This is a genomic window from Pseudomonas germanica (genome assembly GCF_019614655.1).
Lineage (GTDB): Bacteria > Pseudomonadota > Gammaproteobacteria > Pseudomonadales > Pseudomonadaceae > Aquipseudomonas > Aquipseudomonas neuropathica.
On record NZ_CP071586.1, the window covers coordinates 1671611 to 1687231 of the forward strand.

At 60.1% G+C, this 15621-nt stretch carries 16 protein-coding genes; 3 read left to right on the top strand and 13 right to left on the bottom strand.

From position 1 onward, the window contains the following. Window positions 1-118 precede the first annotated feature (118 nt). The 9 genes from J0G10_RS07360 to J0G10_RS07400 all read right to left on the bottom strand — a co-directional run bounded on the left by J0G10_RS07360 (window position 119) and on the right by J0G10_RS07400 (window position 11086). Window positions 119-883: an ABC transporter ATP-binding protein gene (locus J0G10_RS07360; RefSeq protein ID WP_095049113.1), complete on the bottom strand. Its 765-nt coding sequence runs from the start codon at window positions 881-883 to the stop codon at window positions 119-121. 13 nt (window positions 884-896) lie between these two features. Further along, entirely contained in the window at window positions 897-2015 is a 1119-nt protein-coding gene (locus J0G10_RS07365) for a succinylglutamate desuccinylase/aspartoacylase family protein (protein ID WP_095126541.1), read from the bottom strand. A gap of 28 nt (window positions 2016-2043) precedes the next feature. Continuing rightward, on the bottom strand, window positions 2044-2754 hold the full coding sequence (locus J0G10_RS07370; RefSeq protein WP_016986412.1) for an ABC transporter permease: 711 nt from the start codon (window positions 2752-2754) through the stop codon (window positions 2044-2046). After that, on the bottom strand, window positions 2751-3479 hold the full coding sequence (locus tag J0G10_RS07375) for an ABC transporter permease (protein WP_095049115.1): 729 nt from the start codon (window positions 3477-3479) through the stop codon (window positions 2751-2753). The genes J0G10_RS07370 and J0G10_RS07375 overlap by 4 nt, the downstream gene beginning before the upstream one ends. Window positions 3480-3535: 56 nt before the next feature. Beyond that, a complete protein-coding gene (locus J0G10_RS07380; protein ID WP_007918608.1) occupies window positions 3536-4318 on the bottom strand; it encodes a transporter substrate-binding domain-containing protein in 783 nt (260 codons plus the stop codon). Window positions 4319-4669: 351 nt separating this feature from the next. Further along, a complete protein-coding gene (locus J0G10_RS07385; RefSeq protein ID WP_220558230.1) occupies window positions 4670-6358 on the bottom strand; it encodes an ATP-dependent DNA ligase in 1689 nt (562 codons plus the stop codon). Further along, complete coding sequence (locus J0G10_RS07390; RefSeq protein ID WP_220558231.1) at window positions 6355-7389, bottom strand: ligase-associated DNA damage response exonuclease; 1035 nt, start codon at window positions 7387-7389, stop codon at window positions 6355-6357. Before J0G10_RS07390 ends, J0G10_RS07385 begins: the two co-directional genes overlap by 4 nt. Before the next feature lie 410 nt (window positions 7390-7799). After that, entirely contained in the window at window positions 7800-10250 is a 2451-nt protein-coding gene (locus J0G10_RS07395; RefSeq protein ID WP_220558232.1) for a penicillin acylase family protein, read from the bottom strand. Between the two features lie 191 nt (window positions 10251-10441). Further along, on the bottom strand, window positions 10442-11086 hold the full coding sequence (locus tag J0G10_RS07400; protein WP_180699753.1) for a glutathione binding-like protein: 645 nt from the start codon (window positions 11084-11086) through the stop codon (window positions 10442-10444). Between the two features lie 146 nt (window positions 11087-11232). On the opposite strand from J0G10_RS07400, the gene J0G10_RS07405 reads away from it, so the two are divergent. Beyond that, a complete protein-coding gene (locus J0G10_RS07405) occupies window positions 11233-11790 on the top strand; it encodes a cysteine hydrolase family protein (protein ID WP_095126546.1) in 558 nt (185 codons plus the stop codon). 271 nt (window positions 11791-12061) lie between these two features. On the opposite strand, the gene J0G10_RS07410 is transcribed toward J0G10_RS07405, so the two are convergent. From J0G10_RS07410 to J0G10_RS07425, 4 genes are all read right to left on the bottom strand, one after another. Then, a complete protein-coding gene (locus tag J0G10_RS07410; RefSeq protein ID WP_034154967.1) occupies window positions 12062-12265 on the bottom strand; it encodes an SEC-C metal-binding domain-containing protein in 204 nt (67 codons plus the stop codon). Further along, the gene (locus J0G10_RS07415; protein WP_095049120.1) at window positions 12262-12756 is read right to left on the bottom strand and encodes an LEA/WHy family protein; all 495 of its coding nucleotides are present in this window, start codon (window positions 12754-12756) and stop codon (window positions 12262-12264) included. Before J0G10_RS07415 ends, J0G10_RS07410 begins: the two co-directional genes overlap by 4 nt. A 115-nt stretch (window positions 12757-12871) precedes the next feature. After that, window positions 12872-13348: a YchJ family protein gene (locus J0G10_RS07420; RefSeq protein ID WP_220558233.1), complete on the bottom strand. Its 477-nt coding sequence runs from the start codon at window positions 13346-13348 to the stop codon at window positions 12872-12874. Window positions 13349-13352: 4 nt separating this feature from the next. Continuing rightward, a complete protein-coding gene (locus J0G10_RS07425) occupies window positions 13353-13850 on the bottom strand; it encodes a DUF6231 family protein (RefSeq protein ID WP_095049122.1) in 498 nt (165 codons plus the stop codon). 199 nt (window positions 13851-14049) lie between these two features. Between J0G10_RS07425 and J0G10_RS07430 the strand changes: the two genes are divergently transcribed. Next, window positions 14050-14745, top strand: coding sequence for an OmpA family protein (locus J0G10_RS07430; protein ID WP_007918596.1), 696 nt, complete (start codon window positions 14050-14052; stop codon window positions 14743-14745). A gap of 91 nt (window positions 14746-14836) precedes the next feature. Then, window positions 14837-15559, top strand: a complete 723-nt coding sequence (locus tag J0G10_RS07435) for an OmpA family protein (RefSeq protein WP_095049123.1) — start codon at window positions 14837-14839, stop codon at window positions 15557-15559. Window positions 15560-15621 lie beyond the last annotated feature (62 nt).

Below are 15621 nucleotides of genomic sequence, written 5' to 3' on the forward strand. Positions count from 1 at the left end.
AATCAGGGTGACCGTGTAGGAGCTGCCGAAGGCTGCGATCTTTTGATCTTGATCTTGATCTCTACAAAACAAGATCAAAAGATCGCAGCCTTCGGCAGCTCCTACAGGGGAACGTGGGCTACTTGAGGTTACCGCTGAGGAATTGCTTGAGGCGTTCGCTTTTCGGGTTGCCGAGCACTTCTTCGGGGGCGCCTTCTTCTTCCACCAAGCCTTGGTGCAGGAACAACACCTGGCTGGAAACCTTACGAGCGAAGCTCATTTCGTGGGTCACCATGATCATGGTCCGACCTTCTTCAGCCAGCCCCTGAATCACCTTCAACACTTCCCCCACCAACTCCGGATCGAGCGCCGAGGTCGGTTCATCAAACAGCATTACCTCCGGTTCCATCGCCAGCGCCCGGGCAATCGCCACGCGCTGCTGCTGACCGCCTGAGAGAAACGCCGGATATTGATCGGCCACTCGTGCCGGCAGGCCAACCTTGTCCAGATAACGCCGCGCACGTTCGTCGGCCTCCTGTTTGCTGCAACCCAGCACCCGGCGCGGGGCCATGGTGATGTTTTCCAGCACGGTCATGTGGCTCCACAGGTTGAAGTGCTGGAACACCATCGCCAACCGCGTGCGCAGGCGTTGCAGTTCATCGGCGTCGGCGACGTGCATGCCGTGGCGGTCGGTGACCATGCGGATCGCCTGGCCATCGAGGCTCATGGCGCCATCGTTAGGTTGTTCGAGAAAGTTGATGCAGCGCAAAAAGGTGCTTTTGCCCGAGCCGCTGGCGCCGATCAGGCTGATCACGTCGCCGGTCTTGGCCTTGAGCGAAACGCCTTTGAGCACCTGATGGTCGCCATAGCTTTTGTGCAGGCCTTCAACGGTCAGTTTGTACATGGGACAGACATCCTCAAGGCGAAAGTAGGTAGCCGCTGCGATAGGCTTCAGCGCCCGCGACGTGGGCGATGACCATGCCGGCAGTGGCCATGCGTCGCAGCGAGCGGGCGTACATCACGCCGGCGCTGGTGCAATGAATGGGGGTGACCCGGTCGTGGATCGGGTCGATGATTTCGGCGATCTGTTGCCCGGCTTCGAGGTATTGACCCGCCGTGGCGGTGTACACCAGCAGCCCACCGACCGGGGTGGTCACCGGTTCCACACCGGCCAGCGGCGTGGCGGGGAACGGCAACGGTGGTTGCGATTTGGTCTCGCCAACGATCGCATCGGACTGGATCAGATAGTCGATCAGCGCCTGGCAGTCGCGGCTGGCCAGCGGATGGGTGACGTCACCCTGGCCGCGCAACTCGACGGTGACTGAAAAACTGCCCAGCGGAATCTCGAAGTGTTCGCCGAAGCGCTCCTTCAGTTGCCACCACAGCAGGGTGAAGCATTCGTCGAACGACTGACCGCCGGAGTCGGTGGCCAACAGACTCGCCTGGGCTTCGATGTAGCGCGCCAGCGGTTCAACCTGCGGCCATGCTTCGGGCGTGGTGTAAAGGTGCACCACCGATTCGAAATCACAGTGCAAGTCGAGCACCATGTCCGCGTCGCAGGCCAGCCGTTGCAGGGTCAGACGCTGGGATTGCAGTTGCGTGCTGGCGGTCTGGCGGGCGAGGGCGTCGCGCAGATGTGTGCGGATCAGTTCGAGGTTGTGTTGCGGATCGTCGTTCAGCTTGCCTTCGATGGCGTTGCCGATCTCTTCACTGAGATCGACGAACCAGCGGTTGAAGTTCTGCCCGCTCTCCAGTTCGTAGCGGCCCAGCGGCACGTCCATCAGCACTTGTTCGAGGCCGACTGGGTTGGCCACCGGCACCAACACGATTTGGCTGCGCAGGCGCCCGGCGGCTTCCAGCTCCGCCAGACGCTGCTTGAGGTGCCAGGCCACGAGCATGCCGGGTAATTCATCGGCGTGCAGCGAGGACTGAATGTAGACCTTGCCTTTGGCCTGCTCCGGGCCGAAGTGGAAGCTGTGGATCTGTCGTGCGGTCCCCGGCAGCGGGGCCAGCAAGTCATGAATCAGGTGGCGCATTTTTTATCTCTTTATTCCTGAGATGGGCCTAGTGAGTCGGCCCGAGGAAGGCCAGCCATCGGCGTTCGGCAAGGCGGAACAGGCCGACCAGCGCAAAGGTGATGGTCAGGTAGATCAACGCGGCGATGCCGAACGACTGAAAGGTCAGGAAGGTCGCCGAGTTGGCGTCCCGCGCAACTTTCAGGATGTCGGGGATGGTCGCGGTGAAGGCCACGGTGGTGGAGTGCAGCATCAGGATCACTTCGTTGCTGTAATACGGCAACGAACGGCGCAGCGCCGACGGCATGATCACGTAGGCATACAGTTTCCAGCCAGTCAGCCCGTAAGCCTTGGCCGCCTCGACTTCACCGTGGTTCATGCTGCGGATCGCCCCGGCGAAAATTTCCGTGGTGTAGGCGCAAGTGTTCAGGGCAAAGGCGAGGATTGTGCAGTTCATCGCATCGCGAAAGAAACTGTCGAGCAGCGGCTGCGCACGCACGGCGGCCAAGCTGTAAATGCCGGTGTAGCAAATCAGCAACTGGATATACAGCGGCGTGCCACGGAACAGGTAGGTGTAGAACTGCACCGGCCAGCGAATGTAGAAGTGCGGCGAAACCCGCGCGATCGACAGCGGAATCGACACCAGGAAACCAATGAAGATCGAGGCGCTGAGCAGCCACAGCGTCATCGCCAGACCGGTGATGTTCTGGCCGTCGGTATAAAGGAAGGCGCGCCAGTATTCCTGCAGAAGTTCGATCATCGTACGGCCTCCCGGGCACCGGCGGCGTAGCGGCGTTCGAGCCAACGCAGGATGAAGTTCGAGGCACTGGTGATCAGCAGATAGATCAACGCGGCGAGAACCAGGAAGTAGAACAGTTGATAAGTGCTTTTACCGGCGTCCTGCGCGGCTTTGACCAGATCGGCCAAACCGATGATCGACACCAGCGCAGTGGCCTTGAGCATCACCATCCAGTTGTTGCCGATGCCCGGCAGGGCGAAACGCATCATTTGCGGGAACACCACAAAGCGAAAGCGCTGACCGCGTTTGAGACCGTATGCGGTGGCGGCTTCAACCTGACCGCGCGGCACGGCGAGGATCGCGCCACGGAAGGTTTCGGTGAAATACGCGCCATAGATAAAACCCAGGGTCAGCACCCCGGCGCTGAACGGGTCGATTTCGATGTATTCCCATTCCAGGTAATCGGTCAGGGACGTCAGCCAGGTTTGCAGGCTGTAGAAAATCAGCAGCATCAGCACCAGATCCGGCACCCCGCGAATCAGCGTGGTGTAGAGCTGGGCGGGCAGGCGCACCAGTTTGACTTTTGACAGCTTGGCACTGGCGCCGAGCAGGCCGAGCAAAACGGCCACCAGCAGCGACAACGCCGATAATTTGATGGTCATCCAGGTGCCTTCCAACAGCAACGGGCCAAAACCCTTGAGGCTGAAGGCTGCGAGCCCCAGATTTTGTAATAGGTTTTCGAACATAAATCAGCAACCTGAGCGGATGGAAAAGGCGCCCATCGAGGATGGGCGCCGTGGCATTATTTGCCGCTGTACAGATTCAGATCGCCAAAGTGTTTCTTTTGAATCTCGGCATATTTGCCGTCATCGTGTAACGCTTTGATACCTTTATCTAAAAGCGCTTTCAGCTCAGTGTTACCTTTCTTAATACCGACAGCGGTTTTGGCTGGCAGCAATTCGCTGTCGACTGGCTTGCTGACGTCATAGTCGGCGCCCTGTGGCGACTTCAAAAAGCCCAGTTCGGCTTGCAGCATGTCCTGAATGCCCGCATCGAGACGACCGGAGGTCAGGTCGGAGTACACCTGATCCTGGTTCTGATAGGCCTGGGTTTTCACGCCGGCCTTGTCCAGCACGGCTTTGGCGTAGGCTTCCTGAATAGTGCCTTGCTCGTAACCGACGGTTTTACCTTTCAGCGACGCAACGTCGGCGGTGATGCCGGAGCCTTTCTTGAACACATAGGCGGTCGGGCCGGAGAACAGCTCGCTGGAGAAGTCGATGACTTTTTCCCGGGCCGGGGTCACGGTCATCGACGAGATCACACCGTCGAATTTGTTGGCCTTGAGGCCCGGAATCATGCCGTCGAAGTCACTTTCAACCCACTTGCACTTGACCTTGAGTTCGGCGCAGATCGCGTTGCCCAGGTCGATGTCGAAGCCCACCAGGCTGCCGTCGGCCGCTTTCGACTCGAACGGTGCGTACGAAGGGTCAACGCCAAAGCGCAGCTCTTTGTATTCCTTGGCCAGCGCGGAGCCAGCGGCCATGCACAACGCCAGTGCAGAAAGGGTCAGCAATGCTTTTTTCATTATTCAATCCCTAAGAACCAATATGAGCGCTTGTGGCGCAGAATTATTGTTACTGGAACGCGTACGACCTATAGAAAGTAGCAATTTCCGAACCAGAGTCCCGAACAAGTGTTTTAAAAGGTGAGGAGAGCTACAAGATCAATGGATGAATGCACGAAAACGGGCGCGGCAGAAAGCGTGCACTGATTTGTGGCTTGTCGGGGACAGTCAAGCAGATCGCTGATCGTTCCCACGCTCTGCGTGGTAATGCAGCCCGGGACGCTCCGCGTCCCCTCCAAGGCCGAACGCGGAGCGTCCGTTGAGGCATTCCCACGCGGAGCGTGGGAACGATCAATGTCCCGGGAAAAGGGGTCAGGCCAGCAGATCCTGGAGGGTGGCCAGGCTATCGGCCTCATCCACGGTTTTATCCTGGCGCCAGCGCAGCATCCGCGGAAAACGTACCGCGATCCCGCTCTTGTGCCGCCGCGAAAGGGCAATGCCTTCGAAACCCAGTTCAAACACCAGGCTCGGTTTCACGCTGCTGACCGGGCCGAACTTTTCCACGGTGGTTTTGCGCACGATGCTATCGACTTTGCGCATTTCCTCATCGGTCAGCCCCGAATAGGCCTTGGCAAACGGCACCAGCGCACGCTGGCTCGACTCGGGCGGGCCGTCCCACACGGCAAAGGTGTAATCGCTGTACAGACTGGCCCGGCGACCGTGACCGCGCTGCGCGTAAATCAGCACCGCATCGACGCTGAACGGGTCAACTTTCCACTTCCACCACACGCCCATGTCTTTGGTGCGCCCGACGCCATATAACGCGTCGCGCGCCTTGAGCATCATGCCCTCGACACCCAGTCGCCGCGAGGCTTCGCGCTGGCGGGCGAGGTCGAGCCAGTCGCTGCCGGTCAGCACCGGCGAGGGTAAAAGTACCGGACTGTTACAGCGGGCGATGACGTCTTCCAATTGCGCGCGGCGTTTGGCCTGCGGTTGATTGCGCCAGTCTTCGCCTTGCCATTCGAGCAGGTCGTAGGCGAGCACCACCACCGGCACGTCTTCGAGGATTTTCTTGTCGAGGGTCTTGCGGCCGATGCGTTGTTGCAACAGGGCGAAGGGCTGCACTGCCGGCGGTTCGGTCGATTGCGGATCAAAGGCGTCTTCGGTGCGCGGATGCGTGCTTTTCCACACGACGATTTCGCCGTCGATCACCGTGCCATCGGGCAAGCCGTGTACCAGGACCTCCAGTTCGGGAAAACGCTCGGTCACCAGTTCCTCGCCCCGCGACCAGATCCATAGTCGGCCCTCTCGCTTGACCACTTGTGCGCGGATGCCATCCCATTTCCATTCAATCTGCCAATCGCTGGCCGGGCCTATCAGCGCTTCAAATTCTTCCACCGGTTGCGACAAAGCGTGGGCCAGGAAGAACGGATACGGCTGACCACCCCGCTGGGCATGTTCATCGCTGGATTCAGGGGCAATCAGCTTCAGGTAACTGGCGGCGCTCGGCCGGTTGGACAGATCGGTGTAACCGACCAGACGCTGCGCCACGCGCTTGCTGTCCAGCCCGGCCATCGAGGCCAAGGCCCGGGTAACCAGCAATTTCGACACGCCAACGCGAAAACTGCCGGTGATCAATTTGATGCACAGCATCAGGCTTGATCGATCCAGTTGCGCCCACAGGGCCGGCAGTTGCCGGTTCAGATATTCCGGTGCTTCACCGCGCAGTGGCAGCAGTTTGTCCTCGATCCACTCGGCGAGGCCGGCGTCGGAGGTGTGCGGGTTTTCTGCGAGTACCAGCGAAATGGTTTCCGCCAGGTCACCGACGGCTTGATAGCTTTCCTCGAACAACCACGGTTCCAGGCCGGAGATCTCGACGGCGAGTTCACGCAGAATTCTCACCGGCACCAGTTGCCGGGGCCGGCCACCGGAGAGAAAGTACACCGCCCACGCGGCGTCGTGCGGTTCGGCCTGGGCGAAGTAGGCTTGCATCGCCGCCAGTTTGGCGTTGCTCGAGGTGGTCGCGTCGAGCTCGGTGTACAACTCGGCGAATGCTTTCATGCTGGCATCTCGGCGATGGTCGGTTCGGTGGCGATGTGTTCTTCTTCGTCATCGCCGTATTCGGTGTTGAAACCCTGGGCATCCAGACCCTGTTCGCGCAGATGCCGCACCAGCACGCCGATTGAACCGTGGGTGACCATCACCCGCTCTGCGCCGGTTTGCTCAATGGCCCAGAGCAGGCCGGGCCAGTCGGCGTGATCGGAGAGCACGAAACCGCGATCGACGCCGCGCCGCCGTCGGGTGCCACGCAAACGCATCCAGCCGCTGGCAAATGCGTCGCTGTACTCGCCAAAACGGCGCATCCAACTGCTGCCACCGGCCGAAGGCGGGGCGATGACCAGAGCCTGGCGCATGATCGGGTCGCTTTTTTTTACGTCCCCGGCGTAGATCGTCGGCGGCAAATACACGCCGGCCTCGCGGTAGACCCGATTCAGCGGTTCGACCGCACCGTGGCTGAGGATCGGGCCGAGGCTTTCGTCGATGCCGTGGAGTATCCGTTGAGCCTTGCCGAACGAGTAACAGAACAACACGCTGGCCTTGCCGGCCGCGATGTTCGCAGTCCACCACTGGTTGATCTCGCTGAAAACCTGCGCCTGTGGCTGCCAGCGATAGATAGGCAGGCCGAAGGTCGATTCGGTGATGAAGGTGTGGCAGCGCACCGGTTCGAACGGGGCGCAGGTGCCGTCCGGTTCGATCTTGTAGTCGCCGGACGCGACCCAGACTTCGCCACCGTATTCCAGACGCACTTGTGCAGAACCGAGCACGTGGCCGGCGGGGTGAAAGCTCAGGGTGACACCGTGGTGTGTCAGACGCTGGCCGTAGGCGAGGGTTTGCAGGTTGATGTCCTGCCCCAGACGCGCGCGCAGAATCCCTTCGCTGGCGCTGCTGGCCAGATAATGTTGGTTACCGGTACGGGCATGATCGCCGTGGGCATGGGTAATGACCGAGCGCTCGACGGGGCGCCACGGGTCTATGTAGAAATCTCCGGCAGGGCAATACAAACCCTCGGGGCGGGCGATAACAAGGTCCATGTCCTTACCAGAATGGGGGGCTTGTTAGCTATGAGGTTGGCGCTGGGCTGGAAGTTCTATCGACTTTGAAGAGCAACCCTCACCCCAGCCCTCTCCCTGAGGGAGAGGGGGCCGACCGATATGTCTGGCGAGTGACATCGACCTGAAAAACCGCGCCGAACACAGATTCTGGACCAGATCAAAAGCCCCTCACCCCAGCCCTCTCCCAGAGGGAGAGGGGGCCGACTGAGGTGTCTGGCTAGCTACATCGACCTGAAAGACCGAGTCGATTACGGATTCGGCAAGGCACGAACCGAGTTGATTCTGGATTCGGCAGTGCACGTTCAGGTCGGCGTATGACTCAAGCATCCCCCAATCAGTCCCCTCTCCCTCCGGGAGAGGGTTAGGGTGAGGGGCTTTTGATGTACAGCTTATTTGCCGGGAGTAAGCGTCAGGCGGGCCTTGCCATACACCCGATCAAAGTTCTGCGGCTGCATCGGCAAGCCGATGTACTGCCCCTTCAACCACGCATCGATGCCATTGAGGTAGTTCGGACTCACCGGATTACCCGACTGCCCCGTACCGTTCTGGCCCATCAGCGGTTCGGCTTGGCCGAAGTCGACGATGAAACGCATCGACGGTGCGCGCGTCGTGGTGAAATCCTGGCCCCAGGCGAACGCCGACGTGTTCAACGTCGTGTGATCGCCACCGGCCGCCAGTGGTCCGCGCACGGTCTGGCCATTGCTGTTCTTCCAGGCATAACTGTGCAGCTTGCCCCACTGCCAGGCCCGGTGATCGCCGCCCAACTGACTCTCGCCAGCGCTGATCGCCGCCGCGAAGCTACGGGCAAGAATCACCGCTTTGTCTTCTTTCTGCGGTGTACGAATGTCGTCCCAGAACGGACTGTCTTCGCGCCTCAACAGATGGTCAGCCTGCGCCGCGTAAGACAGATCACCATTGGCGATAAACGCCTTCCACGCAGGACTCGATTCCGGACCGAGCTCATCGAGGAAGATCTGTTTCATGCTTTCCTGCAGGAACAGCTCATAGATCGCCGCATCCGCCGAGGTCGGGCTGAGCTTGCCGTCGAACGCCATCAACCGCGTGAACGCTTCGCGCGCCTTGCTGCGGTCCGTTTCTGGCAGGGCATCGATCGCCTGTTTCAGCGGCTGCTTCATGCCCGGTGCTTCGAAGACTTTCTTCAACTTGGCGGCGAAGGTGGTGGTCTGGTCGTACTGCATGGCGATCACGCTGCGGCTGTCGTGCTTGCTGCTGCCGGCCAGTTCCGCCAGACGCTCGCCACGTTCCGGCGCCGCCCAAGAGTTCGACAGTTGCATGCCATAACCGTGAGGAATCACACGCTGGTTGGCGGTGCCGAGCCAGCCTTGCGCCGGATCCTGATCGTACGGATGCAGCATCGGGTCGGCGTAACCGTCCCAATCGTAGCGACCTTCCCAGCCCGGCGACGGCAGCAAGCCTTCGCCTTCTCGGCGGTTGGGGAAACGCCCGGTGACCTGCCAACCGATGTTGCTCGCATCGGCGAACACCAGGTTCAGGGCGATGGCGCGGATCTCGCGGCTCGCGTCGGAAGCGCGTTCAACGGTTTGTGCACGGGTCAGATCAAAAAACGCATCCAGCGACTTGTCATCAGTGAAGCTCGGCGTCTGCAAGGCCAGGCCGAAACCGCTGCCTTGCGCGGCCGCCTGAGCACTGTTGAGCAATGCGCCGTGGCGGGTTTCGTACACCGCTTCGCGAATCGGCCGTTGGCCTTTGACGAAGTAGGTTTCGTTGCGCACGCCCAGCGGCTGCCATTTGCCATTGACCTCGTAGGTCAGGCTGCTGCCCTGGCGGCGAATTTTTTCCAGAAACAGATCCTGGTTGTCGCCGAGCACGCTGGTCATGCTCCACGCGACTTTGCCGTTGAAACCGCCGAGGACCATCGGCAGACCGGCAACGGTGACACCGGCGGCCTGATATTTCGGTGCGCGGATCTGCACAAAGCTCCACAGCGACGGCGCGGCCAGCGGCCCATGGGCGTCGCTGGCCAGCAGGCTCTTGCCGCTGCGGCTGCGTTGCGGGGCGATCGCCCAGTTGTTCGAAGACGGGGTGCCGAGCAGGTTCAGCGCGGACAGTTGCTGGCTGGCGTTGCTCAGTTCGGTCAGGCCGGGGATCTGCCCGTTGAGCTTGAGCCCTTGTAGCTTGTCGGCCTCGGCCAGCGGCAGGTTTTCGTCAGGCGCGGACGGCGTCAGCCAGGCGAGTTTGTCGGTGGTGACGGTTTGTGCCAGCACCAGCGAGGAAATTTCTTCCGGCAGGTTGGCCGACTGGCTGAAATTCAGCAGGGCGAAAATCAGCGCCGAGTCTTCCGGCTTCCAGTATTCCGGCTTGTAACCACTGGAGGCGAGGTCGCCCGGCAGCTTGTCGGCGTAGCGGAACAGGTAGGCGTTGACGCCTCGTGCATAGACTTCGAAGAAACGCTTGAGGCGTGGCGACGAAGCCTTGTACAGCTCGCCAGCGCTTTTCTTCAGATTGACCGCGCGCATGTAGCGGTCGGCATCGAGCATCGACGCGCCGGACATTTCCGCCAGGCGGCCCTGCGCCAACAGGCGCAAGGTGACCATTTGATTGATGCGATCGCTGGCGTGGACGTAACCGAGGCTGAACAGTGCGTCATGGAACGTGTTGCTCTCGATCAGCGGCATGCCCATGGCATTGCGACGTACCGACACGTTCTGCGCCAGCCCCTTGAGCGGTTGCACGCCGGAAGTCGGGGGGAGGGTGTCCTGAGCATTCCAGGTCTGGCAACCGGACAGGCCCAAAACACCGGCCACTGCTGCGGCAACGCCGAACCGGGGAAGAAAATGTGTGAGGGCTGGCGAGGCCATGGCAAAGCTCCTGCGGGGGGTAGCGTCAGTAAAGGCGCTACGTTAGTGAGCAGGAGGTGGCCGCGCAAGCGGGGGCGGGGGTTATTTGCGTATTTCTGTCGAATGGAAAAGATCTCAGCCTGCGGCAGCTCCCACATAAGCATGCATTCCCCTGTAGGAGCTGCCGAAGGCTGCGATCTCTTGCCGTTCAATCAAGCCTTCGGTGGATTGATTTTCTGCACCAGCGCGTAGGCCTTCACGGTCGCCGGGCGATCCTTGATGTGGTTGAACCAGCGCTGCACATGCGGGAAGTCTTCGAGGTTCTGGCTCTGCCATTTGTGCGAGACGATCCACGGGTAGATCGCCATGTCGGCAATGCTGTATTCGCTGCCGGCGACGAATTCGTTATCAGCCAGTTGCTTGTTCAATACGCCATACAACCGCGCGGTCTCGTCGATGTAGCGCTTGATCGCGTAGGGGATTTTCTCCGGGGCGAACTGGCTGAAGTGGTGATTCTGCCCGGCCATCGGCCCCAGTCCGCCCATTTGCCAGAACAGCCATTGCAGCGCCGTTTGCCGACCGCGCAGGTCTTGGGGCAGAAACTTCCCGGTCTTCTCCGCCAGATACAAAAGAATCGCCCCGGATTCGAACAGCGACAACGGTTCGCCGCCATCGGCCGGTTCATGATCGACGATGGCCGGGATGCGGTTGTTCGGGGCGATTTTCAGAAAGTGCGGCTGAAACTGCTCACCCTGGCTGATGTTGATCGGGTGCACGTTGTACGGCAGGCCGGCTTCTTCGAGAAACAGGGAGATCTTGTGGCCGTTGGGGGTGGTCCAGTAATACAGGTCGATCATGGAGAGCTCCAAAGCAGAAATGGACTTGCGTGCGGACAGCAAACGCCGGCGTCAGGTCGTCCCGTGTGCGTTCGATAGCTTGCTTAGCAGGAAGAGGTGATGCTGAACTGCGCAGAATTCAATGACTCTGCATGAGAAAAATCGCCATGGAGCTTCAGGCCAACGCTGCACTGATCATCATCGACCAGCAAAAAGGCATCCTGCAGCCGCGTTTGGGTCGAAGGAATAATCTTCAGGCGGAAGAGCGAATCCTTGATCTGCTGGGGCTGTGGCGGCGTAGCACAAGGCCGGTGATTCATGTGCAACATCTGTCGCGTGAACCGGATTCGGTGTTTTGGCCGGAGCAGGAAGGGGTGGAGTTTCAGGAGAGGTTTTTGCCGCAGGACGGCGAATGGCTGATTCAGAAACAGGTGCCGGATGCGTTTTGTGCCACGGGATTAGAGGCGCGGTTGCGCGAGGCGGGGATCGGGCAATTGGTTATCGTCGGCGTGGCGACGAACAACTCAGTGGAGTCAACGGCGCGTACGGCGGGCAATCTTGGCTTTGCTGCGTGGGTAGCGGAGGATGCCTGTTTCACCTTCGACAAGGCTGATTATTTCGGCACATTGCGTACGGCTGAAGAGGTGCACGGGATGTCGCTGGGGAATTTGCAGGGGGAGTATGCGACGGTAGTCAGTTCTGCAAAGATTCTGGTGGCCGGCTGAAAAACTTCACCGTATGTGCCGGCCCCTTCGCGAGCAGGCACGCTCCTACAGGGGATTGCATTGCAACTGAAGAAACCCGCTCACCTGTAGGAGTGAGCCTGCTCGCGATAACGGTCTGTCAGACGCCAACGATGTTGCATGTGCCGGCCTCATCGCGAGCAGGCTCGCTCCTACAGGGATTGCATTCCAACTGGAGGAACTCGAATGACTGTGGGAGCGAGCTTGCTCGCGAAGGCGGCAGGTCAGGCGAAGAGGGTCTTCGCCCCGGGCATCACGCGCCGTGGCACTTCTTGAATTTCTTGCCGTTGCCGCATGGGCACGGGTCGTTGCGGCCGACGTCTTTCAGGGCGTTGCGCACCGGTTCCTGGTGGGCGTGGCCGCAGTTCGGGCCGTGAACGTGGCCGTGGTCATGTTCGTGATGATGGTCATGATCGTGGTTGCAGTCAGGGCCATGGACATGAGGTTGCTGGGTCATCGGTGTTGCTCCGGAATTAAATCGGCGGGGATTATCACGCCATTGCGCTCAAGGTGCACGTAGTGGGCGATGAATAAACCGGTTTCCATCTCACCCTGCAAGCGATAGGGAATCTGTTGATTCGAGCTTTTCAGCATTTTCACCACATCTTTTACCCGGGGCCACAGGTTGGTGCGGATCGGCACTTTGAAGTAAGCACTGCGTTTTGGTCCGACCGTAAACCAGTGTTCATGCTCACCCTCGGCCAGCAGGATGTCGGCCAGATGAATACGGTATTCGAGGCCGCGCACGGTCAGGTCGCTATCGTTGGGGTTATCGACGCGAAAGTGCAGGATGAATTTCTGTTCGAGCAGTTTGGCGCGCACCACTTCAACTTTCACCAGATGCACGGCGGGGTCGACGCTGTCATCGTTGAACCACGATGCGCAACCGCCGAGGTTCAGGATCAGCATCAAAAACAGAAAATGTAGTGTGCGCCAGCGACCGAGCATGGTTTTACTCCCTTTGCTGGCAGTCTAGCCGCTAAAAGATCGCAGCCTTCGGCAGCGCCTACAGGGGAAACGAAAATCCTGTGTAGGAGCTGCCGCAGGCTGCGATCTTTTGATCTTAAGCGCCGAAATATCCCGCACAGCACTTCTTGAACTTCTGCCCACTGGCGCACGGGCAACTGTCATTGCGCCCCAGCTTCAACTGCACCGTCGGATCAATGAAGTACCAGTGCCCGGCGTTCTGCACGAACGACGAACGCTCGCGATGGCTATGCTCGCCCTGACCGTCATGCCAGCGCGCGGTGAAGGTGACGAAAGCGTGTTCCGGCTGGCCGCCGAAGACTTCCGAGCTCTCGACTTCAAGGCCGAGCCAGGTGCTCTGCGCACTCCAGTCGGTGATCGATTGGCGATTGAGGCCCGCTTGCTGGGCGGGCAGGGTGGTCGCCACCAGATAGTCGATCAGCCCCTGCACATAGGCGCTGTAGCGCGAACGCATCAGCGCTTCGGCGCACGGTGCCGGATGGCCGTCGTGATAATGGCCGCAGCAGGCCTCCAGCAGATTGCCGCTGCCGCACGGGCAAATGGCTGTACTCATTGCATTACCACCAGTATTTCCCGAAGTTTTCCGGATTGGCCCAGAACCGTGAGTTGAGCCAGTCGGGGACTTGTTTGTATTCAAGCAGATCATAGGTGAACAGGGTCAGCACTTGATCGTCGCGTTGAAAACATTCACTGGCTTGCAGCGCCAGTGAATAGAAGTCGGTTTCCTGCCAGCCGCTGGCCGCCAGATCCGCCAGCACGGCGATGCGGCTAGCGTTGAGATTGCGAATCCCGCCCAACAAGTTGAGGCCATCGCGTTTGGGCAAATGTTCCAGGCAATCGACCACCAGCGCCAGATCGAAACGCTGTGCCGCCAGTTCAGCAGGCAACGCCCCCGGCGCGGCGTGGGCCACGACGGTGTCTGGATGTGCCTCTTTAAAGACGCTCAGGGCTGGAAATTCGCTGGCGCCGATCAGCAACAGCCGCGCCGGGGCGTAGCGATCCAGCAAAACGGCCAATGCCTGTTGCGGCGTACGGGAAGAAATGGCGACGTTCATCGAAGCTCCTCAATCAGACCGCCAAGACTAGCCTGCCTGACGGTGGCGGCAAAGCGCCCTGTTCCGCCCGTTTCGGGTAAATGTGCCGAAGTCCTGTGAACAGGCTCGCAAACAGCGGTGGCCTATTGCTGGCGGAGATTAAAACTCCGGTCTTTACTCCCTGAATCGGTTCTAAGCCGATCCCTCAGGAGAAAACCAGATGAGCATAGTTCGGACAGCGTTACCTTTGATTCTGCTAACCAGTGTGTTGACTGGTTGCGCAGGTTTGCAGAAAACCGACTGGCCGACCTGTGCGGCGGTCGGTGGTGTCGTCGGTGCCGGTCTCGGCGCAACCGAAAGTTCGGCATGGGCCGGCTACGGTGCGTTGCTGGTCGGTGGCACGGCAGCGGCCTATTGCTGGGTTCACGGCGATGGCGACGAAGACGGCGATGGCGTGCCGGACAGTCGCGACAAGTGCCCGGGCACGCCTAAAGGCGTACAGGTCGATGCTGACGGTTGCCCTCCACCAGCGCCTGCACCCGTGGTCGAAGAAGCTGTAGTGGTCAAGGAAGAAACCATTGTTATCCGTGATGTGCACTTCCAGTTCGACAAAGCCACGCTGACCGGCCCTGACAAGCAAGTGCTCGACAAGGTCGCCACCCGCCTGAAACAGGAATCCTCGACGGCGCAACTGACCGTGACCGGGCATACCGACAGCGTGGGCAGCGATGCCTACAACAAAAAACTGTCGGATCGTCGTGCGCACTCGGTGGTGGATTACCTGATCCAGCAAGGTGTGCCACGCGCCAGCTTCGTTTCGGTGTCCGGTCTGGGTGAAAGCCAGCCTGTTGCCGACAACAAAACCGCTGACGGTCGCGCGCAAAACCGTCGTACCGAAATCAAAATCCAGCGTTAAGCCCCTCTCGCATCCGCGGCTTGTGCAGTCGCGGATGCGGGTCTTTACTCCTGTGTAACCGGTATGGGCCGGTGACACAGGAGCTTTCACAATGACTGTTTTCTCAAGGTCCGTCTTGCCGGTGCTGCTGCTAGGCAGTTTGCTCACCGGTTGCGCCACCCACAGCGATGGCACTGCACCCCTCAATCAACGTACGTGGCCGATCTGCAGCGTTATCGGCGGACTGGTCGGTGGCGGCCTCGGCGCTATCGAAAGCGCTGGCTGGGCCGGTGGCGGCGCAGCGCTGGGGATTCTTACCGGCGGACTGATCTGTTACGCCCAGGACGGCGATGAAGACGGCGACGGTGTGTTCGACCGCCGCGACCGTTGCCCGGACACTCCGGAAAACACCCCGGTCGATCACCGTGGTTGCCCGCTGCCACAGTACCCGGTCACGGAAAAAGTGCCGGAGCCTGCACCGCAAACTGAGGTCATCACCTTGAGCGATGCCGGCAACGTGCTGTTCGATTTCGACAAATCCGACCTGACCCCGGCGGCGAAAGCCCAGCTCGATACGCTGATGGACAAACTGCGCAGTGCCGATGTGGTGAGCATCAAGGTCATAGGTCACACCGACAGCAAAGGTTCGGATGCGTATAACCAGGCTTTGTCGGAACGGCGGGCGAGCAGTGTCGCCGCGTATTTGCTGAGCCAGGGCTTGGCGCCGAACAAACTCACCAGTGAAGGTCGCGGTGAAAGCGAGCCGGTTGCCGATAACGCCACCGATGAAGGTCGTGCGCAGAACCGGCGTGTGGAGTTGCACATCAACCGTTAGGAAGCGTCTGTAGGGCGCAGGCTAGAGCTGCCGGGCGACGATTAGCGTCGTTTCGGCAGCCA

Bases quoted from the DNA above. Each gene is read 5' to 3' on its own strand.
- J0G10_RS07360 (WP_095049113.1), bottom strand. From the start codon at position 883: ATGTACAAACTGACCGTTGAAGGCCTGCACAAAAGCTATGGCGACCAT.
- J0G10_RS07365 (WP_095126541.1), bottom strand. From the start codon at position 2,015: ATGCGCCACCTGATTCATGACTTGCTGGCCCCGCTGCCGGGGACCGCA.
- J0G10_RS07370 (WP_016986412.1), bottom strand. From the start codon at position 2,754: ATGATCGAACTTCTGCAGGAATACTGGCGCGCCTTCCTTTATACCGAC.
- J0G10_RS07375 (WP_095049115.1), bottom strand. From the start codon at position 3,479: ATGTTCGAAAACCTATTACAAAATCTGGGGCTCGCAGCCTTCAGCCTC.
- J0G10_RS07380 (WP_007918608.1), bottom strand. From the start codon at position 4,318: ATGAAAAAAGCATTGCTGACCCTTTCTGCACTGGCGTTGTGCATGGCC.
- J0G10_RS07385 (WP_220558230.1), bottom strand. From the start codon at position 6,358: ATGAAAGCATTCGCCGAGTTGTACACCGAGCTCGACGCGACCACCTCG.
- J0G10_RS07390 (WP_220558231.1), bottom strand. From the start codon at position 7,389: ATGGACCTTGTTATCGCCCGCCCCGAGGGTTTGTATTGCCCTGCCGGA.
- J0G10_RS07395 (WP_220558232.1), bottom strand. From the start codon at position 10,250: ATGGCCTCGCCAGCCCTCACACATTTTCTTCCCCGGTTCGGCGTTGCC.
- J0G10_RS07400 (WP_180699753.1), bottom strand. From the start codon at position 11,086: ATGATCGACCTGTATTACTGGACCACCCCCAACGGCCACAAGATCTCC.
- J0G10_RS07405 (WP_095126546.1), top strand. From the start codon at position 11,233: ATGGAGCTTCAGGCCAACGCTGCACTGATCATCATCGACCAGCAAAAA.
- J0G10_RS07410 (WP_034154967.1), bottom strand. From the start codon at position 12,265: ATGACCCAGCAACCTCATGTCCATGGCCCTGACTGCAACCACGATCAT.
- J0G10_RS07415 (WP_095049120.1), bottom strand. From the start codon at position 12,756: ATGCTCGGTCGCTGGCGCACACTACATTTTCTGTTTTTGATGCTGATC.
- J0G10_RS07420 (WP_220558233.1), bottom strand. From the start codon at position 13,348: ATGAGTACAGCCATTTGCCCGTGCGGCAGCGGCAATCTGCTGGAGGCC.
- J0G10_RS07425 (WP_095049122.1), bottom strand. From the start codon at position 13,850: ATGAACGTCGCCATTTCTTCCCGTACGCCGCAACAGGCATTGGCCGTT.
- J0G10_RS07430 (WP_007918596.1), top strand. From the start codon at position 14,050: ATGAGCATAGTTCGGACAGCGTTACCTTTGATTCTGCTAACCAGTGTG.
- J0G10_RS07435 (WP_095049123.1), top strand. From the start codon at position 14,837: ATGACTGTTTTCTCAAGGTCCGTCTTGCCGGTGCTGCTGCTAGGCAGT.